21 protein-coding genes are annotated in these 21,721 nt (G+C 56.8%); 13 read left to right on the forward strand and 8 right to left on the reverse strand.

Features of this window, described 5'->3' with window-relative positions; translation table 11 throughout:
* Positions 1-3 precede the first annotated feature (3 nt).
* The 3 genes from abgT to AC0IXH_RS21740 all read right to left on the reverse strand — a co-directional run bounded on the left by abgT (position 4) and on the right by AC0IXH_RS21740 (position 4,387).
* The gene (abgT, locus tag AC0IXH_RS21730) at positions 4-1,536 is read right to left on the reverse strand and encodes a p-aminobenzoyl-glutamate transporter (RefSeq protein ID WP_053144760.1); all 1,533 of its coding nucleotides are present in this window, start codon (positions 1,534-1,536) and stop codon (positions 4-6) included.
* Positions 1,537-1,622: 86 nt separating this feature from the next.
* A complete protein-coding gene (locus AC0IXH_RS21735) occupies positions 1,623-3,071 on the reverse strand; it encodes a M20 family metallopeptidase (protein ID WP_013203813.1) in 1,449 nt (482 codons plus the stop codon).
* Entirely contained in the window at positions 3,071-4,387 is a 1,317-nt protein-coding gene (locus tag AC0IXH_RS21740) for a M20 family metallo-hydrolase (RefSeq protein WP_346567138.1), read from the reverse strand. The genes AC0IXH_RS21735 and AC0IXH_RS21740 overlap by 1 nt, the downstream gene beginning before the upstream one ends.
* Positions 4,388-4,658: 271 nt before the next feature.
* Here AC0IXH_RS21740 and AC0IXH_RS21745 point away from each other — a divergent pair, with 271 nt between their 5' ends.
* The 4 genes from AC0IXH_RS21745 (at position 4,659) to AC0IXH_RS21760 (ending at position 9,741) form a co-directional block, all read left to right on the forward strand.
* Positions 4,659-5,582, forward strand: coding sequence for a LysR family transcriptional regulator (locus tag AC0IXH_RS21745; protein ID WP_053145116.1), 924 nt, complete (start codon positions 4,659-4,661; stop codon positions 5,580-5,582).
* 331 nt (positions 5,583-5,913) lie between these two features.
* Complete coding sequence (locus AC0IXH_RS21750; RefSeq protein ID WP_346567136.1) at positions 5,914-6,642, forward strand: gluconate 2-dehydrogenase subunit 3 family protein; 729 nt, start codon at positions 5,914-5,916, stop codon at positions 6,640-6,642.
* Positions 6,643-6,645: 3 nt separating this feature from the next.
* Positions 6,646-8,424: a GMC family oxidoreductase gene (locus AC0IXH_RS21755; protein WP_053144752.1), complete on the forward strand. Its 1,779-nt coding sequence runs from the start codon at positions 6,646-6,648 to the stop codon at positions 8,422-8,424.
* A gap of 15 nt (positions 8,425-8,439) precedes the next feature.
* The gene (locus AC0IXH_RS21760) at positions 8,440-9,741 is read left to right on the forward strand and encodes a c-type cytochrome (RefSeq protein WP_471720995.1); all 1,302 of its coding nucleotides are present in this window, start codon (positions 8,440-8,442) and stop codon (positions 9,739-9,741) included.
* A gap of 84 nt (positions 9,742-9,825) precedes the next feature.
* Here AC0IXH_RS21760 and ftnA read toward each other — a convergent pair whose 3' ends face one another.
* Both ftnA and AC0IXH_RS21770 read right to left on the reverse strand, forming a co-directional pair.
* The gene (ftnA, locus tag AC0IXH_RS21765) at positions 9,826-10,335 is read right to left on the reverse strand and encodes a non-heme ferritin (protein WP_013203806.1); all 510 of its coding nucleotides are present in this window, start codon (positions 10,333-10,335) and stop codon (positions 9,826-9,828) included.
* A 290-nt stretch (positions 10,336-10,625) separates the two neighbouring features.
* Positions 10,626-11,525, reverse strand: a complete 900-nt coding sequence (locus AC0IXH_RS21770) for a sugar-binding transcriptional regulator (RefSeq protein WP_013203805.1) — start codon at positions 11,523-11,525, stop codon at positions 10,626-10,628.
* Positions 11,526-11,793: 268 nt separating this feature from the next.
* On the opposite strand from AC0IXH_RS21770, the gene AC0IXH_RS21775 reads away from it, so the two are divergent.
* From AC0IXH_RS21775 to AC0IXH_RS21805, 7 genes are all read left to right on the forward strand, one after another.
* Positions 11,794-12,735: a tagatose-bisphosphate aldolase gene (locus AC0IXH_RS21775; RefSeq protein ID WP_346595824.1), complete on the forward strand. Its 942-nt coding sequence runs from the start codon at positions 11,794-11,796 to the stop codon at positions 12,733-12,735.
* The gene (locus AC0IXH_RS21780; RefSeq protein WP_471720996.1) at positions 12,728-13,321 is read left to right on the forward strand and encodes a P-loop nucleotide/nucleoside kinase family protein; all 594 of its coding nucleotides are present in this window, start codon (positions 12,728-12,730) and stop codon (positions 13,319-13,321) included. The genes AC0IXH_RS21775 and AC0IXH_RS21780 overlap by 8 nt, the downstream gene beginning before the upstream one ends.
* Before the next feature lie 228 nt (positions 13,322-13,549).
* The gene (locus AC0IXH_RS21785; RefSeq protein WP_013203802.1) at positions 13,550-13,993 is read left to right on the forward strand and encodes a PTS sugar transporter subunit IIA; all 444 of its coding nucleotides are present in this window, start codon (positions 13,550-13,552) and stop codon (positions 13,991-13,993) included.
* A 12-nt stretch (positions 13,994-14,005) separates the two neighbouring features.
* Positions 14,006-14,998: a 6-phosphofructokinase gene (locus AC0IXH_RS21790; protein WP_471720997.1), complete on the forward strand. Its 993-nt coding sequence runs from the start codon at positions 14,006-14,008 to the stop codon at positions 14,996-14,998.
* A 10-nt stretch (positions 14,999-15,008) separates the two neighbouring features.
* The gene (locus AC0IXH_RS21795; protein WP_013203800.1) at positions 15,009-15,308 is read left to right on the forward strand and encodes a PTS sugar transporter subunit IIB; all 300 of its coding nucleotides are present in this window, start codon (positions 15,009-15,011) and stop codon (positions 15,306-15,308) included.
* 48 nt (positions 15,309-15,356) lie between these two features.
* Complete coding sequence (locus AC0IXH_RS21800; RefSeq protein WP_471720998.1) at positions 15,357-16,622, forward strand: PTS sugar transporter subunit IIC; 1,266 nt, start codon at positions 15,357-15,359, stop codon at positions 16,620-16,622.
* Positions 16,623-16,632: 10 nt separating this feature from the next.
* The gene (locus tag AC0IXH_RS21805) at positions 16,633-16,938 is read left to right on the forward strand and encodes a hypothetical protein (RefSeq protein ID WP_013203798.1); all 306 of its coding nucleotides are present in this window, start codon (positions 16,633-16,635) and stop codon (positions 16,936-16,938) included.
* A 201-nt stretch (positions 16,939-17,139) separates the two neighbouring features.
* Here AC0IXH_RS21805 and AC0IXH_RS21810 read toward each other — a convergent pair whose 3' ends face one another.
* A complete protein-coding gene (locus tag AC0IXH_RS21810; RefSeq protein WP_013203797.1) occupies positions 17,140-17,358 on the reverse strand; it encodes a helix-turn-helix domain-containing protein in 219 nt (72 codons plus the stop codon).
* A 125-nt stretch (positions 17,359-17,483) separates the two neighbouring features.
* On the opposite strand from AC0IXH_RS21810, the gene AC0IXH_RS21815 reads away from it, so the two are divergent.
* On the forward strand, positions 17,484-17,696 hold the full coding sequence (locus AC0IXH_RS21815; RefSeq protein ID WP_013203796.1) for a helix-turn-helix domain-containing protein: 213 nt from the start codon (positions 17,484-17,486) through the stop codon (positions 17,694-17,696).
* Between the two features lie 79 nt (positions 17,697-17,775).
* On the opposite strand, the gene AC0IXH_RS21820 is transcribed toward AC0IXH_RS21815, so the two are convergent.
* On the reverse strand, positions 17,776-18,990 hold the full coding sequence (locus AC0IXH_RS21820; protein WP_151036571.1) for an MFS transporter: 1,215 nt from the start codon (positions 18,988-18,990) through the stop codon (positions 17,776-17,778).
* Between the two features lie 96 nt (positions 18,991-19,086).
* Between AC0IXH_RS21820 and AC0IXH_RS21825 the strand changes: the two genes are divergently transcribed.
* Entirely contained in the window at positions 19,087-20,022 is a 936-nt protein-coding gene (locus AC0IXH_RS21825; RefSeq protein ID WP_471720999.1) for a LysR family transcriptional regulator, read from the forward strand.
* A 32-nt stretch (positions 20,023-20,054) separates the two neighbouring features.
* On the opposite strand, the gene AC0IXH_RS21830 is transcribed toward AC0IXH_RS21825, so the two are convergent.
* A complete protein-coding gene (locus tag AC0IXH_RS21830) occupies positions 20,055-21,716 on the reverse strand; it encodes a methyl-accepting chemotaxis protein (RefSeq protein WP_471721000.1) in 1,662 nt (553 codons plus the stop codon).
* Positions 21,717-21,721: the final 5 nt, after the last annotated feature.

Genomic DNA, 21,721 nt, shown 5'->3' on the forward strand with positions numbered 1-21,721 from the left:
AAATTAGCCCTGGGTCGGCATGCCCGGCCAGACGCCCGGCCCGATCGGCAGGCCCAGCGCGTACCACGCCAGCAGCAGCAGGAACCACACGCTAAAGAACACCAGCGGATAGGGCATGATCAGCATGTAGTAGGTGCCCAGCTGCGCGTCTTTGCGGTAGCGCTGCAGGAAGCCTAGGAACAGCGGCAGGAACGGCGACATCGGGGCCAGCGGCAGCACCGACGAGTCGGCAATGCGGAAAATCATCTGGGCGAACGCCGGATGGAAGCCCAGCAGCATAAACATCGGCACAAAGATCGGCGCCAGAATTGACCAGATCGCCGAACCGCTGGCGATAAACATGCACAGGAACGCCGACAGGAACATCAGCCCGATAAAGGCCGGCGCACCGGTCATCCCGGCGGACTCCAGAATATCGGTCAGCCCCACCGCCATAAACTTGCCCATGTTGCTCCAGTTAAAGAACGCCACGAACTGCGACAGCGGGAACACCATCACGATAAAGCCCGCCATGCTTTTCATCGGTTCGATCAGCTGCTGCGGAATATCGTCCGGGCGCTGGATCTGTTTGGTCACCACACCGTACGTAATCGCCACCACAAAAAAGAACAGAATGATCAGCGGCACGATGCCCTGAATAAACGGCGACGGGATGATTGAGCCGGTGCCCGGCTGACGCAGCGGCGAGCCTTCCGGCACCACCAGTAGCGCCACCAGCGCAACAAAAATCAGCCCGGCGATGCCGCTCATCATCAGCCCGCGATTCTGACTCGGCGTCAGCGTGGCCAGCTGCTCATTGCTGTTGCCTTTCCATGCCGGCAGGCGCGGTTCAACAAACTTATCGGTCAGCAGACCGCCGGCAAGGGTCAGCACCACCACCGATGAGGCCATAAAGAACCAGTTATCGACCACGCTGACGTGCACCGTATCACTGACCGCTTTGGCCGCTTCGGTGCTGATGCCGGAGAGCAACACGTCGGTGGTGACAATCAGCAGATTGGCGGTAAAGCCGGAGGCCACACCGGCAATGGCGGCCAGCAGGCCAGCCACCGGATGACGACCCACTGCGATAAACATCAGTGCGCCCAGCGGCGGCATTACCACCAGCGCGGCATCGGAAGAGATATGGCTGAAGAAGGCGATAAACAGCACCATATAGCTGGCATACCGGGCGCTGACAAACGACGCCATCTTATGCATCAGCGCCTGCAACAGGCCGACTTTTTCCGCCAGCCCGGCACCGATCATCAGCGCCAGAATCGATCCCAGTGGTGCAAAGCCGCTGAAGTTTTTGATGATGTTCGGCAGGATCCACTGGATCCCCGCAACGCTCAGCAGGTTCTTAACGTGGATGATCTCGCCGTTGGCCGGGTTCTTCACCGACACGCCCAGCCAGGAGATCGCTGCGGTCGACACCATCAGCACCACGATCAGGTAAACGAACAGCAGGAAGGGATTCGGGATCTTATTGCCGACCCGCTCAATCCAGTAAAAAATCTTGCCTGGGCTTTTCCCCGGGCTGGTTGCTTCACTCATGCTTTACCCTCGGTCTTGGTTGTGTTTGCTTATGCTTATAATTTTTGGGCTGGGATCGAGCCCAGCCTCAGGGTCGGACGGTGGAACTAAGCCAGGGGTGAGGGTTTCACACCCGCCGGGATCGGACAGTGATAAGGCTGTTGTTCGCGCACCTGGCGGAACTCCTGTTGTGCGTTTTCCAGCAGCGCGCTATCGCTGAGCAACGCAATCGCGGTGGCGGCCAGGGTTTTACCTGCAAGACACATGCCTTTATGGGCAATCGGCGTGCGGCCTTGCGCCACCAGCTGCCAGGTGTGCAGCGGCGTACCCAGCGCAAAACAGGGGGTGAAGCACTGCGCGGTTGGCGCAATCCAGCTGACGTCACCGACATCGGTTGAGCCGTACATCACCTCGTCGGATTCACAGTAGGGCGCCACCTCGTCCATCAGCTGCTTGTCACCCAGCGCCGCCACCCAGGCCTTGCCTGCCGCGCCGCCGGTACGGGCGATGTTCAGCTTAGCGTTCTGCAAATCCTCTTTGCTCAGCGTCTGGCGGATCTCGTGCGCGAACTGCCGCTCGCTGGCGCTGTAATCAGGAATGCCGTACTCGCACAGGTAACCGTACATCACCCTTTCCAGCGCCCGGTTGGGCACATAGTTCGAGCAGGCTTTATCAAAGCGCAGGGTCAGGGTGGTGTCGGTCATCAGCGCCGCGCCCCTGGCGATATTAATCACCCGCTGATAGATGTTTTCGGCCTGATCGAGCTCGGGCGCGCGGATCAAATAGAGCACTTCGGCATCGGCCTGCACCACATTGGGGGAGCTGCCGCCGGTATTTGTCACCGCATAGTGCAATCGGGCTTCCTGAATGATGTGCTCGCGCAGGAAGTTCGCGCCGGTGTTCATCAGCGTCACCGCATCCAGCGCGCTGCGACCGAGGTGAGGGGAGTTAGCCGCGTGGGCGGCGACCCCTTTGAAGTGGAAGGCGGCCTGGATATTGGCCAGCGTGCTGGTATTGAACATGCCGCTGAAGCCTTCCGGGTGCCAGGTCAGCGCGGCATCGACGTCATCAAACAGGCCTTCGCGCACCATAAAGGTTTTGCCGGAACCGCCTTCTTCACCCGGACAACCGTAGAAGCGCACGGTGCCCGGTAAGCCTTGCTGGGTCATCCAGGCTTTGACCGCAAAGGCACCGGCCAGCGCGGCGGTGCCCAGCAGGTTGTGACCGCAGCCGTGGCCGTTGCCATTTTCGACCAGCGGATCGGGCGTGGCGCAGCCTGACTGCTGGCTTAATCCGGCCAGCGCATCGTACTCGCCCAGCAGCGCAATCACCGGCTTGCCGCTGCCAAAGCTGGCGATAAACGCGGTGTCGATATTGCCCACGCCGCGCTCGACGGCAAAGCCTTCCTCTTCCAGCGCCGTCGCCAGCAGATCCGCGGAGAAGGTTTCGGTGAAGCGGGTTTCGGGATGATCCCAGATGGCATCGCTCAGGGCGGTGAAGCGGGACTGGTTGCTGTCGATATAGTGCGCGACAAAGGCGCTGAATTCGTCAGACATTACGCCTCCTCCCTGAAGTCCTGAATATTGAGCGCCAGCGCGGCGAGGGTTTTCACCGCCGTGGCCATCACCTGCTCGTTAAAATCAAACTTCTCGTTATGGTGCCCGGCGCTCAGTTCGGTACCGAAGATGATGTAGGAGGCCTGTCCGCCCAATTCCTTCACGCGCTCCATCATATAGGTCGCGTCTTCGGATCCGGCGGCCTGCCCGCGCTGATCGACCAGCGAGGTCAGTTCAGGAATACGGCTGGCCTGCTGGCGAATATAGTTGACCCACGGCTGGGTCGGCTTGCTGCTGCGGGCCGCACCCATCAGCGTCACCTCGTGCTGCACGCCATACATCGCTGCCGCGCCCGCCAGTGCCTGCAGGGTTTTCTGGTAGATAAAGTCGTTAATCTCGTTGGTTGCGCCACGGGTTTCCACCTTCATAAAGGCGCGATCGGCCACCACGTTGCGCCCGGTGCCGCCCTGCAGCACGCCGACGTTGATGCGCGAACTGCCGCCGCTGTGCTGCGGCAAGGTATGCAGCGCCAGCGTGGCCTGAGCCGCCGCCAGCAGGGCATTGTTCCCTTCTTCCGGCCGCGCACCCGCGTGGGAGGCGACGCCACGGAAGGTGACATCCAGCTTGGTGGTGGCCATAAAATTATCGCTGCCGCAGACCAGCTCACCGGCCGGGACGCCGGTGCCGATATGGATGGCGGTAAAGAAATCGACGTCATCCACCACGCCAGCCGCAACCATCGATTTCGCGCCGCGCGTGCCTTCTTCGGCCGGCTGGAAAATCAGCTTGATGGTGCCGCACAGCCGGGACTCAAACTGCTTCAGCACCTGAGCCAGCCCCAGGCCTATCGAGGTGTGACCATCGTGGCCGCAGGCATGCATCATGCCCGCGTTGCAGGAGGCAAACCCGTCGGCAAACGGGCGGTGTTCTTCCGCCTGCAGCTCAATCACGTCCAGCGCATCCATATCCACCCGAAAAGCCATCACCGGACCTGGGCGGCCGGTGTCTAAGGTGGCGACGATGCCACAAAAGCCGCCGGAAAAATGTGACAGCCATTGCGGCAGTGCGCCCTGGCTTAGCGCCCGCTGCTCCTGCTGCGCTAGCACCTCGGCAGACGGCAGGCCCATGCGGGCGTCAGCATCGATCACCTCTCTGCCCAACTTGAGCGGGTATCCCAGCCGGTGCAGCTCTTCGGCCACCAGGGTGGCGGTACGGAATTCTAACCAGCCGGACTCGGCATATTTGTGCAGGTCGCGTCGTCGGGTTTGCAGCGTGGGGGCGATTTCACGGACGAAATCAGCAACAGCTTGTTCCATTTTCTCTTCCTCAGAATGACAGGATAAATTTTGCAGGCAGCAAAACGGGCCCGAAATTTATCAGGGACGGGTAAACAGGTGTCTGGATACTGGCGCAAAAAAGCCGCGCCGGGTCAGTCAAAAACGATGTTGCCGGGGGTACCAAATGGCCAACAGAAGGGCCGGGTGGAGAATGTGTCTTTTTTTTGACTGTACACATTGGCAGCAGGGGGAAGAAGATGCCAATATCTTTGCCTTGATAAACACTGGTTATCACACTTGTCGAGGTTTTATGCCTGCTTCCATTAAGCTTCATCAGCTGCGTGCCTTTGTCGATGTCACCCGGGCGGGCAGTATCCGTGCCGCCGCCCGTGCATCAAATTTGTCCCAGCCGGCGTTAACAAAATCGATTCAGGAGCTGGAGGAAGTCCTTGGTGCGCGGCTGTTTATTCGCCGCAGGCAAGGGGTTGAGTTGACCGATGTCGGCGATAATTTCTTTCAGCATGCCAGCCTGATCCTCGAAGAGTTACGGGTGGCGCAGGAGGATATTCAGCAGCGGCTGGGCCATGCCGGCGGGTCGGTCAACATTGGCGTGGGCGGAAGTATTGCCCGCACCATTATGCCGCAGGTGATAACTCAGTTTCATCGCCAGTTCCCGAAGGTGAAGGTCAGAATTGTTGAAGGTCAGCTGGTGTCGATGATCCCCGAACTGCGTCAGGGCGAGCTGGATTTCACCATCAATACCTATTATCAGAGCCATCTGGATAACGAGCTGAGCTACGAGCGTCTGATGGAGCGGGAATATCGGGTGGTGGTACGCAAAGGGCATCCGCTTGAACACGCCACCTCGCTGGCGGAGTTGCAACATTGCGACTGGACGATGCCGACGCCGAAAGGCAGTTACTACCGCTTGCTGCACGAGCTGTTTACCGATATGGGCATGGCCCCGGCGATCAGCGTCACCTGCGAAACCTTTATGGCCTGCACCAGCCTGGTGGCGCAAAGTGACTTTGTCAGCATCCTCTCGCTGGATGTGATTTCCGATCCGATCCTCGGCAATCATCTGGTGGCATTAAAGATTAAGGAGCCGCTGCCCAAAGCGACCTTCTATCTAATCCAACGCAAGGACACCACGCTCACCCCGATGGGCGCGCACCTCGCCAGGCTGTTCAGGATGCACTGCCAGGGCGTCAAATTCCCGCTTGAAGAGCAGTAAGCCCCGCGATATTTCCTCCACACCTGCCATTCTGCTAAACAGGCACTGAACTTAAGCCAAACTCAGTGCCACTGTTATGCTCTAAACGCATAAACCGCACTTTTTGTAAATATCCTTATTTTTCATTTTGTTGACACGGTTATTCAGCTTTCAGATGGTCTTAAATCTACCATACCAGAAACACTTATTAACATATTTAACTTCCCGTTCACTTTTACACAATATCTTTAACGGCTATTTTATAAACGCTAAACAATTAGCACTAAAACTATTACACAAGTAACTATTGTGTCGGGGAGCACCCCGGCGCGCTTGCATTGGAAATGTCGTCATGGAAAAAAAAACAGAAGCGCAGGTGCCTTCCCGAAGGCGTTTCCTGCAGAGAACCCTGTCGCTGATCCCACTGGCAGCGGCCGGAGGAAGCAGTGTCGTTGCCCTCGCCGCGCCCGCCGCTGAAGCAAAATCTGAGGGCGTCTCCGCCCATTACGTTCCCAACTATTTCAACAACGATGAATGGCGCTTTATTCTGGCCGCCTGCGATCGCCTTATCCCGACCGACAGCAACGGCCCCGGTGCCGTCAGCGAAGGGGTTCCCGTCTATATCGATAAACAGATGGAACTGCCTTACGGTCACGGTCACCTGTGGTACATGCATCCGCCGTTTGCCAACGCTGTGCCAGAACTCGGTTACCAGTCCAGCCTGGTCCCGCGCGAAACCTATCGCCAGGGGATCAAGGCCATTAATCAGCACTGTCAGCAGCAGTTTCAAAAGGCGTTTGCCGACCTCGATAACCTGCAGCAGGAAGCGGTGCTGCACGATTTGGACGGCGGCAAGCTGACCTTTGAGAACGTGCCGGGCAAGCTGTTCTTTGAGCAACTGCTGGAAAACACCAAGGAAGGTTATCTTGCCGATCCGATGCACGGCGGCAATCAAACGCTGGCCTCCTGGAAAATGATTGGTTTCCCCGGTGCGCGCGCCGATTACCAGGATCAAATGGATCATCCCAACCAGCCTTACCCGCTGGGACCGGTGAGTATTTCAGGCAAACGGAGCGTTTAACACATGGCAGCAATCAAAAAAGATCCCGTGGATATGGTGATCGTCGGCTTCGGCTGGACCGGATCCCTGATGGCGATGGAACTGGCCAACAGCGGGCTGAATATTCTCGCCCTTGAACGTGGCGAACAACGCGATACCTACCCTGATTTTGCTTACCCGCGCAATACCGATGAGCTGACCTACGGCATTCGCCTGAAGCTGTTCCAGAATGCCGCGCGCGAAACGGTGACGGTGCGTCATGCCACGGCGGATACCGCCATGCCGTATCGCCGCTTCGGTTCTTTCCTGCCGGGCGATGGCGTCGGCGGGGCAGGCGTGCACTGGAACGGGATGTTATGGCGTCCGCTGGAAGCCGACCTGAAAATGCGCAGCACGGTGATTGAACGTTACGGCGCCTCGTTTATTCCGCAGGATATGACGGTGCAGGATTACCCGTTTACCTACGCGGAAATGGAGCCCTATTTCGACAAGTTTGAGAAGATTTGCGGCGCGTCTGGCGATGCGGGCAACCTCAACGGCCAGAAGCAGGAAACCGGCAATCCTTTTGAAGCGCCGCGTCAGAATCCGTATCCGACCAAAGCGCAAAAGCGTCAGTACGGCGGCCAGCTGTTTTCGCAGGCCGCGGAGGGACTGGGCTATCACCCGTTTACGCTGCCTGCCGCTATCTGCACTGAATCCTATACCAACCCGTACGGCGTGCAGCTGGGCGTCTGTAATTACTGCGGTTTCTGTGAACGTTTCGGCTGCTTTAACTACTCCAAAGCCTCGCCACAAACCACCGTGCTGCCGGCGCTCTATCAGCACAAGAACTTTGAGCTGCGCACTCAGGCGCAGGTGATCCGGGTGAACACCGACTCCAGCGGCAAAAAAGCCACCGGCGTGACCTATATCGATGCGCAGGGCCAGGAAGTGGAGCAGCCTGCATCGATTGTGGTGCTGAGCACTTTCCAGCTGAATAACGTGCGTCTGCTGCTGCTGTCGAAAATCGGCAAGCCTTACGACCCGATCACCGGCGAAGGGGTGGTCGGCAAGAACTACGCCTACCAGATGAACGGCGGCATCAAGCTGTTCTACAACAAAGAAAAAATCTTCAATCCGTTTGCCGCAACCGGCGCAACCAGCGTGTTTATGGACGACTTCAACGCCGAGAATTTCGACCACAGCAGCCTGGGATTCATTGGCGGCGCGACCATCTCGGCCACCACCACCGGCGGCCGTCCTATTCAGCAAATGAGCACGCCGAAAAACGCGCCGCGTTGGGGATCGGGCTGGAAGCAGTCGATTAAGGATAACTATCTGCACGCGATGGGCGTCGGATCGTCCGGTTCGGTGATGCCGTACAAGCAGTGTTATCTCGACCTTGACCCGACCTATCGCGATGTTCATGGCCAGCCGCTGCTGCGGATGACCTTCGACTGGCAACAGAACGAACTGAAGATGACCAACTTTATCAAGGACAAAGCCGAAGGCATCGTTAAGGCGATGGCACCCGATCATTACGAGGTCGGTTTTATGGGCATGAACGCACATTACGACGTGCGTCCGTACCAGTCCACGCACACCACCGGTGGCGCGATCATGGGCGATAACCCGAGAAACAGCGTGGTGAATAAGTACCTGCAAAGCTGGGATGTGCCGAACGTGTTTGTGCTGGGCGCCTGCTGCTTCCCGCAGAACCTGGCCTATAACCCGACCGGGATCGTGGGGGCAACCGCGCTGTTTGCGGCCAATGCCATTCGTACGCAGTATCTGGCCAATCCCGGACCGCTGGTTCAGGCTTAACAGGGAAGAAAAAAGATGATCAAGCATTCTGGATGGTTAGCGTCTTTGTTGTTTGCCGGTCTGGCTTCCGCGTCAGCATCGGCGACAGACGCGCCGGTGAGCAAAGGGCATTATCTGGCACAGGCCGGTGACTGCGCGGCGTGCCACACCTCGGCGGGCGGCGCGAATTTTGCCGGTGGGCTGAAGATGGTCACCCCGGTAGGCGCAATTTATTCCACCAACATTACCCCGGATAAGCAAACCGGCATCGGCGATTACAGTTATGACGACTTTGCCAACGCGGTGCGTGGCGGCGTGGCGAAAGACGGACACCGGTTGTATCCGGCGATGCCTTACACCGCATTCGCGAAGATCACTGATGAGGATATGCACGCGCTGTACGACTACTTTATGAACGAAGTGCCGGCCGTGCATCAGGCCGACCGCGACAGCGATATTCCCTGGCCGTTAAGCATGCGCTGGCCGCTAACGGTGTGGAACTGGGCGTTCCAGGACGACAGTCGTTATCAGCCGGATAGCAGTCAGAGTGCGGAATGGAACCGCGGCGCTTATCTGGTTCAGGGGCTGGAGCACTGCGGCACCTGCCATACGCCGCGCGGCATCGGTTTCCAGGAAAAAGCGTTGAACCAGAAGGATTCGGCTTACCTGACCGGCGGCACGCTGGAAGGCTGGCACGCGCCGGACCTGACCGGCAACGTGCACGCCGGCATTGGCAGCTGGTCGCAGCAGGATATCGTCAGCTTCCTGCAAACCGGCTGGACGGCAAACAGCGCCGCGTTCGGATCGATGACCGACGTGATTGAGCACAGCACGCAGCACCTGAGCGATCGGGATGTGAATGCGATGGCGGTGTACCTGAAAAGCCTGAAATCGTCGAATCCAAAAGCCGTGGCACCCGAACCCGACAGCCGTACCCAGGCAGCGCTGGTAACAGGGGATATGAGCAAACCGGGAGCGCAGGTGTATATGGATAACTGCGCCGCCTGTCACCGCACCGACGGTAAAGGCTACAGTAAAACCTTCCCGGCGCTGGCACACAACCCGGCGATCTTAAGCGACGATCCGTCGTCACTGATAAGCATTGTCCTGCGCGGGGGCAAAGCGGCGGTAACGCACCAGGCGGTGACCGGATTAACCATGCCGGACTTCGGCTGGCGTCTGGACGATCGCCAGGTGGCGGATCTGTCGACCTTTGTTCGCAGCAGTTGGGGGAATAATGCGCCGGCGGTGAAACCCGAGCAGGTGAAGGCGCTGCGTAAAACGGTGTCGACCGTGGAGCGCAAGGATCCGGACAAGCAGCAACAACCGCAGCAATAACCTGCCACTAAAAAGCAAAACGCCTGACAAATGCTGTCAGGCGTTTTTTTTTAACTTGGGCTATCGCGCCCGGACTGACCCGGCTTAAGCCTGTGGGTTGCTGGTGGTGCTCATCTTCATCAGATCTTTATCAACGAAGAACATGCCCTGTCCACCGGTGCCAACCAGCGCCAGTTTATCCAGTACGGATTTGAACAGCTTCTCTTCTTCGTGCTGCTCGGAAACGTACCACTGCAGGAAGTTAAAGGTCGAGTAGTCCTGAGTGGTCATTGACGCGTGCGCCAGCTCGTTGATTTTGCCGGTGATCAGCTTCTCGTGCTCATAAGCCTGCTCCAGCACTTCGTTCAGCGAGTTAAAGGTCACCGGCGGAGCCGCAATGCTGCCCAGTACCGGCATCGCGCCGGTGTCGCTCAGGTAGTTAAACAGACGCTGCATATGCTGCATCTCTTCAACAGAATGTTCACGCATAAAGGCCGCAGCCCCTTCAAACCCTTTGTCAGCACACCAGGCGCTCATCTGCAGATACAGATTGGCAGAGTAGAACTCCAGGTTTAATTGATCGTTCAGTTTGGCGGTCATGTCGGCAGTCAGCATAAAGGCTCCATTAGCGATGATGGGATATTATTAGAAGTGTCATTGGGCGCAATTATGCACGCATGTTGCCTAAATAAAAACCGTTAGTTGCGGTTTTTATCTTATTATTTGGTGTTCGTAACATTATGATAGTTAAGTGATAACTATTCGCGCATTAATACCAATTATTCAATTTTCCAAATGGTTTTGATAACCATTCTTATTGTTATTTGCGCGGGATTTAACTGCTGAAAAACGCATAATGTGACGCTAAAAAATAACGCCCCCGAATAAATCAGGGGGAATTATTATCACTCCACCATTAAGCGGTCGAGGATTGCCTGGGCGGTGGTGACATCGGTCACCAGCGCGTTGATCATCCCGGAGCGCACCGCGCCAATGATGCCAGCCGCTTTTTCCGGCGTGGCCGCCACGCCAATACTCAGCGTGGTATTGCGCAGCTGGGCGGTGGAGGCGGCGATCATCCGCTCTTCGCCTTCCCAGTGCAGGATCTCACCGCTTTCGGTCACGTAATGCCGCAGCACGTCGCCCGCCGCCTGGCTGAGCGCCTGTTCATTGGCGGTGGCGGTGGTGGTTTCTGACGGGGCCGGCAAATGATGGGTTAAGCCGACGCCGACAATCGCCACGTCGAGGTTATCCCACAGTGAAATAATTTGCTGCACGCCGGCATCGGCCAGAAAGGCTTCGCGTAGCATCGGCGAGGTCAGATAGGGCGCATGCAGGAAATGCGGCACGCCGCCCATCTGTTCCGCCGCCTGACGGACAAATTCATTGATCTGAAAATGCGCTGCCGCCTGCTGCATCCCGCCGTTCATCGCTACCGTCATCACGCCAGGAATTTTCGGCAGGCCGCCCATCGTCACTTCCCGCACCGCGCGACCCCAGCCAATGCCGATCACCGAACCGGCCGCCAGATCGGCCTGCTGCAGCAAACCCGCCAGCGGCGTGGCCAGCGAGCCGAGGATATTGGTCGGCGGTGGCTCCACCACGGCGGCGCTTTTCAGCCCCAGCCGCTGGATAAGATCGGCGGTGATCTCTTCAGGCGACGTCAGCTCCACCACCTCGATCCGCACGATCCCCGCCGCGCGGGCTTTGTTGAGCAGCCGCGAGATGGTGGCGGTCGATACGCCCAGTTTTTTAGCAATGTCCACCTGAGCCATGTCTGACTGATAGTGCAACTTTGCCACCATATGCATCATCGCCCGCGTTGTCGCGGCGTCTTGTAAAAGAGGTTCTTTCAGCTTGAAATTCCTTTCTGCAATGTATTACACTCAGTTCATCGATTGAAGGATTATTGCGCAACACCCCACAAATTGCAATGCGTATACCCGGCAAAAACCCTGACAGGACGCCGCATCAGCACTGATGCTCCAGGGGGATCGGGTATGAAGTCGCACACTGAAAAATGAGGCTGTAACCGTGTTCTAAAACTGAAAAACTGTCCAGGAGACAAAAATAATGTCACATATGTCAACGTCAGAACTGCGTGGTTATCAACAGATTTGCGGCAGCAACGGCGCAATGCTGGTCATTGCCTGCGATCAGCGTGGCGCAATGCGCAGCCTGCTCTCATCCGACCCGGATCAGCAGAAAGCCATTTCCGAACAGCAACTCGGTCGCATCAAGGCGGACATCACCCAGTATCTGGCAAGCCAGGCCTCCTGCGTGCTGGTGGATCCGGTCTGTGCGGTCCCCGATTTGGTGGATGACGGCATCATTGCCCGCGACACCGCGCTGCTGATTGGGCTGGATGCCTCAGGCTGGGATACCACCGCCGAAGGCTACCGCAATTCACGTCTGGTGGAAGGCATCAACGCCCGGCGCGTACGTGAGCTGGGCGGCAACGGTGGCAAAATCATGGTCTACCTGCGTGCCGATCGTCCGGAGGCCAACGACCATAACCTCGCTATTCTCCGCAACTGTATCGAAGACTTCAGCAAAGAAGATCTGCTGCTGGTGGTCGAGTTCCTTACCTATCAGTTAGAAGGCGAGAGCGATGCGGACTATAAAAGCAAGGTCCCGTCGCTTATCTATGAAGGCACCAAACTGTCGCTGGATTGCGGTGCGAAAGTGCTGAAAATTCCGTATCCGGGATCGCCTGCCGCCTGTGCCGCCATCACTGAAATTTCCGGCGATGTGCCGTGGGCCGTGCTCTCCGCCGGTGTTGACCACGCAACCTTCCTCGGGCAGGTGGCCGATGCCATGAGCAATGGGGCTTCCGGTGTGATTGCAGGCCGTGCATTATGGAAAGACTGTATCTCGCTGGACCGCACGGTCACCCGTGAAAAGCTGGAAACCTTAGCGGTGCCAAGACTGCGGGAGATTCAGGCGGTTATCGGGAAATATTTTACCGCCGCCACGGCGGAAGTGAAAAGCGAGGAGCAGGTCAATCATGTCTGATGGAAGGGCAACCGCCAGCCACGCCGACCCGGTCAACGCCGGTAAACGCGTCGTGATGGTTAACGGCATCCCCGCTTCGGGAAAAAGCAGCATCGCGCGGGCTTTATCGCAGGCAACCGGCTGGCCCGTATTGTCGGTGGACGGTATTAAAGAACCGTTTATGCAGCAGTTCGAACAGCTGGATCGTCCGCTTAATCGTCGGCTGGGCATTGCCAGCTATCAGGCCATTTGGTCTGTGATTGCCGCAGCGCCACAAGGCTGCACCTTTATTGTTGATGCGTGGTTTGGCTTCCAACCCAAAGAGAGTCTGGTGAATTACTTACAGCAGGCTAACGTCAGATCCCTGGCCGAAATCTGGTGTCAGCTTCCCGGCGAACTGGCGGCGCAGCGTTATGCGGCCCGGTTGGGCGATCGTTTACCCGGTCATCCCGGTGCCGAATATATTCCTGAACTGATTGCGCTGGCTGAACGTGCCGGGCCGATGCAGTTAAGTCCGGTTTATATTGCCGACCAGAGTAAGGTTATCAACAATGAAAATATTATTGCCTGGACCAGAGAGGTTTTAGCCACAGTTAATTATAACTGATAACTTTCCGCCGTAATTAATGGCAGGAACGATTTCAATATCATTTATTTTAAATGAAACGTCACTGGTTTTTATTAAATTACCAGCGTGATCTTATTGCTTTATTTTTCAATCTCTTTTTAGGCTAAATTATTTTTATTTAATTTTAAAATAGGTGACTGGATCACGTTTTAACCCCTGGCTGGAAAGTATATTGAATTAACGCTTATTTTCTAAATAAGGAACACTATGCTGACTGACTGGATTAACGAAAGTAATCTTTCACTGTTCACCCATGTTAATGATTGGCAACACGCGGTGAAGCTGGCCGTGCAGCCGATGGTCGACAACGGCTCCGTAGAGCCGCGCTACCTGAACGCCATCTATGATATGCATCGGGAAATAGGGCCCTATTATGTGTTAGGTGAAGGCATCGCAATGCCCCATGCCAGACCGGAAGAGGGCGTGATTAAAACAGCACTGTCGCTAATCATTATTTCCGAAGGCGTCAGTTTTAATAGCCCTGATAACGATCCTGTTTATGTGGTATTTGCCCTGGCGGCCATCGACAGTCATTCACATATTGAAATGATTGCCAGCCTGTCCCGGCTTTTTTGCGAGGACGACGTGCTGGATAAATTAAAGAATGCCCGAAGTAAACACGCCGTACTGGATATTCTCAGCCAGTTTTAAAAGAGCCCGATCATGAAGCGAAAAATTGCACTGATTGCCAGCGGCGGAGATGCCGTAGGGATTAATTCGGCTATTTTGCCGCTGGTTCAGCACGCTGAATCTGTGCTGGCGTTTCATGGTGGCTATGACGGCATTATTCATCACGCGCCTTTTCTGCTGAATGAAACCGAGGTCAGGCTGGCGGTCGCCAGCAACCGTAACGTTTTACGCAGCGCCCGCAGTCAGCTTGCCTGGCAGCCGGCGGGAAGGGCCAGCATCCGCAGGCGGTTACGGGAACTTGACGTCGATCTGCTGCTGGTGTTCGGCGGCGGCGGCTCGCTGCAGGCGGCAAGGTGTTTGCAGGAAGAGGGGCAGCCAGTCCTGCTGATCCCGATGACGGTAGACAATGACATCCCCGGTCTGGATGACACGCTGGGTTTTAGCAGCGCGGTGGGGGTGATTGCGCAGGCGCTGGACCAGCTGCACGGTACGGCGCACAACATGCCGGGGCGGATTTATCTGCTGGAAGCGTTCGGTGCAGGCTGTGGGCATCTGGCGCTCAGCGGCGCATTGGCCGGCGCGGCACATGCGGTGTTAATCCCGGAGATCCCGCCGGATATGCACTGGTTGCAGCAGCGCTTACGCCACTGTCTTAGCGCGCCTTTTGGCTACGGCATCGTGGTGTGTGCCGAAGGCGTGGCAGGCAGCGGAAGGGTAATGGCAGGAAGCCAGGGCGGTGCGGTGGCGTTAGGGCAGCAGCTTGAAGCGACGCTCGACGTGCCGGTGCGTTACACCCTGCCGGGATATTGTCAGCGCGCGGCGACGCCTGTGACAGCCGACCGGTTACTGGCCTCCGCTTTCGGTCAGCAGGCCTTGCAGCTTATCCAGCAAGGTGAAAGCGGGCTGGTGATTGGCATGGCACGGGGACAAACAACATGTATCAGGCTGCAGGCGATCGCAGCAGGTAAAAGACAACCCGATCCGCATTTAGTGGTAGCGGCAAGAAACTTACAGATGATCAACTAAGGAATACCTGATGAAAAAGTTATCTATTCTTGCAGTGTGTGGCGCAGGGCTGGGCAGCAGCTTTGCATGCGAAATGAGTATTGAAGCGGCCTTAAAGGATCTGGGCATTGAAGCCGATCTTTCGCATTGCGATATCTCCAGCGCCACCTCCTCCCGCGCCGACATTATTATGACCGGCGAGAACTTCCGTTCACAGTTTCAGCATTACACCATTAATGCGACCGTTATTTATCTGAAGCGTCTGGTCGATAAGAACGAAATTAAAACCAAGCTTGAGCCGATACTAAAAGAAAAAGGCTACATGCTCTGATCCATTTTTAAACTTATCCGTTTACTGTGACAGAAACAGGGGACTACTATGTCTTTCCTTAACTTTATTGTCCATGATGTGCTGGGACAAGCGTCAATACTGATCTCATTGATCGCCATGATCGGTCTGATCTCGTTGAAGAAAAGTCCGGGCCAGGTGATTACTGGCACCTTAAAAACCCTCTTAGGCTTTTTGGTCATTCTGGCGGGTGCCAATATTATTGTCGGCACCTTAACCTTCCTGGGAGAGATATTCCAGAAAGGCTTCCATATGCGCGGTGTGGTTACCGACGTCGGCTCGATTGCCGGTATCGCCCAGCAAACGCTGGGCAGTGAGACCGCATTGATTATGGTGATCGCCTTTATCGTCAATATCGCCATTGCCCGTTTCACCCGCTACAAATATATCTTTCTGACCGGGCAGGCGTCGCTGTGGATGGCGACCGTCTGTTCGGTGATTGGGTATATGGGCGGTCTGCGTGGCGTCGAGCTGATCGTGTTGGGCGGGGTGATTGCCGGAATGATGGCGGTGTTTATGCCGGCGCTGGCTCAGCCGATTGTCCGCAAGATAACCGGCGGCGATGATTTCGCGCTCGGCCATTTCTGTACTGTCGGCTATATCGTGCAGGCTGGCGTGGCCAAAGTGACCGGCGACGTCAGCAAAAGTACTGAGGATCTGGAGCTGCCGCAGGCACTCTCTTTCCTGCAGGATACCTACCTGTCGATGATGGTGGTGATGATCCCGATCTACCTGATCCCGGCGATCGTTGCCGGCCCGGAAGTGGTCGCCGCCTTATCCAATGGCGTTAACTATCTGGTCTATTCCTTCCTGCAGGCGATTCAGTTTGTGGTTGGGGTATATGTGCTGCTGTCCGGGGTGCGTTTACTGCTGGCCGAAATTGTTCCGGCGTTCCGCGGTATCGCGCTGCGTATCGTACCGAATGCCGTTCCGGCTCTCGACTGTCCGGTACTGTTCCCGTATGCGCCAAACGCGGTGATTATCGGCTTTATCTCCACCACCATCGGCTCGGTGATCGGCATGCTGCTGTTCCCGTGGGTCGGTCTGGCGATGATCCTGCCGGGCATGTTAACCAACTTCTTTGCCGGCGGGACGGCCGGGATCTTTGCTAATGCGGTGGGCGGACGTCGCGGGGCGATCATCGGTGGCGTCTTCCACGGGCTGTTTATCACCTTACTGCCGGCGCTGCTGCTGCCGCTGCTGGGGCAATACGGTATGGCCAACGTCACCTTCAGTGACTCAGACGTGATCAGCGTCGGGCTGATCTTCGGCCACATTCTCAACTTCTTCCATTAACGGAGGCGTTATGGACCAGGCAATAGACGACATCATGCAACAAGGGCTTCCGGCCAAAGAGTGCGCCACTGCGCTTAACGAGCTGGGGAAACGTTTCCAGGAACAACAGGACAGCGACCGCGCGATTGCCTGCTGGGAGCAAAGCGTGACCTGTTACGGTAAACCCGGTTTTGCTCAGGCACAGCTGATGAAAGCCTACAACGCGAAACGTCGTGAATGTTCACAGGCGGGAGACGGGGCAGGTGTGGAGTTGTATTCATTGAAGATAGACGGATTAATGCAGCAAAGTAAGGATGCCATTCGTTACGGATTTTAGTGCTGACAGAACGAGCGGCCAGCGTGCCGCTCAGTTTTTTTAAAAAAAGGTGACGGGTAAAATCCGAAAAAATTAATTATTTTCGTGAGTAAAAACTGAAAAAGGTTTTTTTAACGTGTCAGAAAGGTTTTATTTTGGCGCTTACTTGCAACCGGATGAAATAGCTCAGTATAAAAAAATAAAAATATTTAGCTTCTGCGATTAAAACTCAATCAGATTTTTAAGTTCAATTCCCAAACCTTTGGCCAGAATGGCAATCACTTCCAGCGTCGGGTTGCGTAAACCTCGCTCAATTCCAGACACATAGGTGCGGTCCAGCCCGCATTTATGTGCGAATGCTTCTTGCGACAAGCCTGCCTGCAGTCTGAGTTGTTTAACTCTTTTTCCAAAAAGAACTTTGGTGGTGTTTAGCTTTTCCATCCGCTCAGCATTGCGCTTTGCAGTCTATTAGTCCACGGACTATTAGTCACATTAGGAAAATAACGTGATATGATTGTGACTCATCGTCTACAAGTGAGACTTTTATCTGCAGGTTGGGGAAGGCAATGAACAAAGATGATTGGCATCCCGCAGACATTATTGCGGCGTTAAAGAAAAGAGGCACGAATTTGTCGGCTTTATCCCGGGAATCCGGACTGGCCTCTTCAACCCTCTCCAATGCCTTGCGCCGTCCCTGGCCTAAAGGCGAGCTGCTGATTGCCGCCGCCCTGGATGCCCGGCCTGAGCAAATCTGGCCCACGCGTTACCGAAAGAAATAACGGCCAGCGTTTTCTGACTGACCGCTTCATGTTTACCCGCAGACGATGCCTGCGAGAAAGACTCGTCCTGAATTTGCCCTCAGTCCGCCTTTTGATGTAAGCCTTTACTCATCCAGCGCACCACCATGCTGCCAAATCCGGCCAGGGTTAACAGCGCGACCACGCCCTGCCAGCCCGCATGTTCCAGAATCACACTGCCTAATGCCGAACCTGCCGCCATGCCGATAAACACCCCGGTAAACATCAGCGCATTCAGCCGGCTGCGTGCTGCCGGTTCAAGACTGAAGATAATCGACTGGTGAGACACCAGCGTGGACTGCACGCCAAAGTCGAAGCCGATGGCCGAGATCACGATCAGCGCCAGCTGATAAGGCGCAGGCAACAGCGGCAGCAAAAACATCAGCGCGAACGAGACGGTGGCGAGCCCGGTGCCGATGCGGGTGACCAGCTCCGGGCCACGGCGATCGGCCAGTGAACCGGCTAACGGCGCGGCCAGTGCACCGGCGGCACCGGCCAGACCGAACATGCCGGCGGTGGCACTGCCCAGCTGATAGACGTCATGCAGCATCACCGCCAGCGTCGACCAGAAGGCGCTGAAGCCGACGGACAACAGCGCCTGTGCCAGCGTGGCTCTGCGCAGCGGTTTGTATTCGGTCCACAGATGACGCATTGAGGCCAACAGCGCCGGATAGCTCATGGTGGTGCTGGCCGGAATGGCAGGCAGGCTGCGCCAGATCACCAGCGTAATTGCCACCACCATCACCGCCGCCGCGCCAAACATGCTGCGCCAGCCGAAGTACTCCGCGACGAAACCGCTCAACACCCGGGATAGCAGAATGCCCAGCAGCAGGCCGGTCATCACCGTGCCGACCGTTTTGCCACGCTGTGCCGCTGGGGAGAGCGTGGCGGCGGCCGGCACGATATCCTGTGCCATCGTCGCCGCGATGCCCACCGCCAGGCTGGCAACCAGCAACATGCTGATGCCGCCACTGAAGGCGCTAAGCAGCAACGCCGCCGTGAGCAGCACGCCTTTCAGAATAATGATCTGACGGCGATCGTGGCGATCGCCCAGCGGTGCCAGCAGCAAAATGCCCAACGCATAGCCAATCTGGGTCAGCGTCGGCACCAGCCCGACGGTACTGACGCCCGCATGCAGTTCGTTAACCAGGATGCCAAGCATCGGCTGGCTGTAATAAATAGAGGCGACGGAAAAGCCCGCGCCGGTGGCGAGCATCAGGACCGTGCGGCCGGTGATGCCTTTTTCGTGGGTGTCGGCAGTCTGTGTCATGGACATGGTGTTAGCTCTGTTGTGCGATGATGATCACATTTTTACCGGATCGGTGATCAAAGGGTAGTCGCCCGATCGGTAAAACTGTTATACGTTTAACGTATGAAAGAATCCCTTCTGTCAGGCATTGACCGTATAGAGTTAATGCACACCTTTGTGCGCATCGTTGAATCAGGCAGTTTGTCTGCGGCTGCGCTGCGTCTGAGCACCACCCAGCCGACCATCAGCCGTCGTCTGCAGTCCCTTGAACGTCTGCTCGGGGTCAAGCTGTTGCAGCGCACCACCCATGTGATGAAGCTGACCGATGACGGCGAACGCTGTTTTGCCCACGCGCAGGAACTGGTCGAGCGCTGGCAGGCGATAGAGGATGACCTGCGCGGCGCGGCGGAAGAGCCGAAAGGCGTGCTGCGGGTGCTGGTGCCACATGCCTTTGGTCAGGATCAGATGATTGCGCCGCTGCAGGACTATCTGCAGCGCTATCCGAAAATGACCATCGAATGGATGCTCAGCGATCGTCGCCCGGACTTTATCGCCGAAGGGATCGAATGCGCGGTGCACGTTGGCGCGCTGACCGATCCGTCGGTGGTGGCGCTGTTAGTGGCGGAGGTGCCACGCATTGTGGTGGCCTCCCCGGCGCTCGCAGGCCTTGCATCCGACACCGACTCTCCTGCGGCGCTGGCCGAATTACCCTGGGTAGCGTTAAGTACCTTTTACCGTCAGGAAGTGGTGCTGAATAGTGAACAGGGCAATACGCAGCGCATAGATATTCGTCCGCAGCTGCTGACCGACAGTTTGTATGCCTTACGCAATTCGGTGCTGGCGGGAATGGGGGTGGGGATTGCCTCATCCTGGGCGGTGAAAGAGGATATTGAACAAGGCCGCCTGCGCCATCTCTGTCCGGACTGGCATGCGGCGCCGTTACCGGTGTATCTGGTTTACCCGTATGCGCGCTTTTATCCCGCCAAGCTGCGGCAGTTTCTGGCGCTGATGCGCGAGGTGCTGCCGGTTATCGGCGGCACGCAGCGCCCGGCAAAGTAGCCGGCCCCGGAGTGAGGCCGGACTGTCACAGCTTAAAAGGTTTCCCAGTTACCCTGATCGGTGCTGACGGTCAGCGCCTTACGGGGCAGGGTCGCTATCGCTTTCACCGGCTGGCTGACGGCGGGCAACAGCGTTTGCTGACCAATTTTGAACACCGCAACCGCCTGAGACAGACGGCTGGCCTGTTCTTCCAGCGAGGCTGACGCCGCCGCGGATTCCTGCACCAGCGAGGCGTTCTGCTGGGTTACCCGATCCATCTCGGTGACCGCCAGACCAATCTGATCGATACCGCGACTCTGTTCATCGGACGCCGAGGCAATTTCACCCATAATATCGGTGACGCGAACCACCGCGTTGACGATATCGTGCATGGTTTCGCCGGCCGTTTCGACCTGCAAAGAGCCGGCATTGACGCGGTTAACCGAATCTTCGATCAACGTTTTGATCTCTTTTGCCGCCTGGGCGCTGCGCTGGGCAAGGTTACGCACTTCGCCGGCCACCACCGCAAAACCGCGACCCTGTTCACCTGCACGGGCCGCTTCCACCGCGGCGTTCAGCGCCAGAATATTGGTCTGGAAGGCGATACCGTCGATCACGCTGGTGATATCGGCAATCTTCTTCGAGCTTCCGGCAATTTCGCTCATGGTTTTCACCACGCCATCGACTACCTTGCCGCCTTTTCCGGCGGTTTCGGAGGCGCTTTTCGCCAGCTGTGACGCCTGACGGGCGTTTTCGGCATTCTGTTTCACCGTGGCGGTTAACTGCTCCATGCTGGCCGCGGTTTCTTCCAGTGACGCCGCCTGCTGCTCGGTACGGGAAGAGAGGTCGTTGTTGCCGAGCGAGATTTCGCTGGCCCCGGTGAAGATGGCGTTGGAGCTGTCGCGCACATGGCCGACGGTGACAATCAGTGACTGCTGCATCGCCGTCAGATTACTCGCCAGCATCCCCATTTCGCTGCGGCCTTCCACCACCAGGGTTTCAGACAGATCGCCCGCCGCGATGCGCTGGATATGCGCCAGCACCTGTTTCAGCGGCGTCAGCAGCACGCGTTTAATCACCACCCAGACCGCCACAACCAGCAGCAGCAACACCACCACCACGGTCGCCAGCGTCCACATCATATGGCTGAAGCCCTGCTGGTTTTCGGTCATGCCCACCGCCAGCAGCTGGCGGTTCTGCGTACGCCAGCTCTCGTAGCTGTTTTCCAAATCGTCCTGGGCTTTCTGTGCATCCAGATTGCCGTAGGCTTCATAATTATTGGCACCCAGATACTGAATCGACATTTTCATCGTGTCGTACATCTGCTGGTAATTATTGGCCACGGTGGTGGCTAATTGAGCATTCTGGCCGCTTTGCTGTGGCGCTTTCTGATAGTTGGCAAAATGAAACGCCGCATCGTCCAGCGTGGTACCGGCGGTCGCCAGCAGCTTGGTGATCCCCGCCAGTGCGGCTGGATCGGTCTGTTTTTTCAGGATGCGGATGGCGGCACGGTTAATGGTGACGCGCGTTTTAATCAGCGTCTGCCAGGCATCGCTTAGCTGCCCCTGTTGCTCGGTCAGCACGCTGGCGCGGACGAAGTTATCTTTGTCCTGGTGAATGGCGTTAAAGGAGAGCCCGCTGGAGAGCAGCAGTAACGCACTGAATACAATCAACATAATGATGATGCTGGTGACGACTTTAATATTTTTAAGCATAGCGC

Source organism: Erwinia sp. AC075, assembly GCF_979253995.1.

Coding starts and splice junctions, on each gene's coding strand:
- AC0IXH_RS21735 (WP_013203813.1), bottom strand. CDS start 3,071: ATGTCTGACGAATTCAGCGCCTTTGTCGCGCACTATATCGACAGCAAC.
- AC0IXH_RS21825 (WP_471720999.1), top strand. CDS start 19,087: ATGAAAGAATCCCTTCTGTCAGGCATTGACCGTATAGAGTTAATGCAC.
- AC0IXH_RS21780 (WP_471720996.1), top strand. CDS start 12,728: ATGTCTGATGGAAGGGCAACCGCCAGCCACGCCGACCCGGTCAACGCC.
- abgT (WP_053144760.1), bottom strand. CDS start 1,536: ATGAGTGAAGCAACCAGCCCGGGGAAAAGCCCAGGCAAGATTTTTTAC.
- AC0IXH_RS21805 (WP_013203798.1), top strand. CDS start 16,633: ATGGACCAGGCAATAGACGACATCATGCAACAAGGGCTTCCGGCCAAA.
- AC0IXH_RS21810 (WP_013203797.1), bottom strand. CDS start 17,358: ATGGAAAAGCTAAACACCACCAAAGTTCTTTTTGGAAAAAGAGTTAAA.
- AC0IXH_RS21775 (WP_346595824.1), top strand. CDS start 11,794: ATGTCACATATGTCAACGTCAGAACTGCGTGGTTATCAACAGATTTGC.
- AC0IXH_RS21815 (WP_013203796.1), top strand. CDS start 17,484: ATGAACAAAGATGATTGGCATCCCGCAGACATTATTGCGGCGTTAAAG.
- AC0IXH_RS21755 (WP_053144752.1), top strand. CDS start 6,646: ATGGCAGCAATCAAAAAAGATCCCGTGGATATGGTGATCGTCGGCTTC.
- AC0IXH_RS21795 (WP_013203800.1), top strand. CDS start 15,009: ATGAAAAAGTTATCTATTCTTGCAGTGTGTGGCGCAGGGCTGGGCAGC.
- AC0IXH_RS21750 (WP_346567136.1), top strand. CDS start 5,914: ATGGAAAAAAAAACAGAAGCGCAGGTGCCTTCCCGAAGGCGTTTCCTG.
- AC0IXH_RS21790 (WP_471720997.1), top strand. CDS start 14,006: ATGAAGCGAAAAATTGCACTGATTGCCAGCGGCGGAGATGCCGTAGGG.
- AC0IXH_RS21800 (WP_471720998.1), top strand. CDS start 15,357: ATGTCTTTCCTTAACTTTATTGTCCATGATGTGCTGGGACAAGCGTCA.
- AC0IXH_RS21770 (WP_013203805.1), bottom strand. CDS start 11,525: ATGGTGGCAAAGTTGCACTATCAGTCAGACATGGCTCAGGTGGACATT.
- AC0IXH_RS21745 (WP_053145116.1), top strand. CDS start 4,659: ATGCCTGCTTCCATTAAGCTTCATCAGCTGCGTGCCTTTGTCGATGTC.
- AC0IXH_RS21820 (WP_151036571.1), bottom strand. CDS start 18,990: ATGTCCATGACACAGACTGCCGACACCCACGAAAAAGGCATCACCGGC.
- AC0IXH_RS21785 (WP_013203802.1), top strand. CDS start 13,550: ATGCTGACTGACTGGATTAACGAAAGTAATCTTTCACTGTTCACCCAT.
- AC0IXH_RS21760 (WP_471720995.1), top strand. CDS start 8,440: ATGATCAAGCATTCTGGATGGTTAGCGTCTTTGTTGTTTGCCGGTCTG.
- AC0IXH_RS21830 (WP_471721000.1), bottom strand. CDS start 21,716: ATGCTTAAAAATATTAAAGTCGTCACCAGCATCATCATTATGTTGATT.
- AC0IXH_RS21740 (WP_346567138.1), bottom strand. CDS start 4,387: ATGGAACAAGCTGTTGCTGATTTCGTCCGTGAAATCGCCCCCACGCTG.
- ftnA (WP_013203806.1), bottom strand. CDS start 10,335: ATGCTGACTGCCGACATGACCGCCAAACTGAACGATCAATTAAACCTG.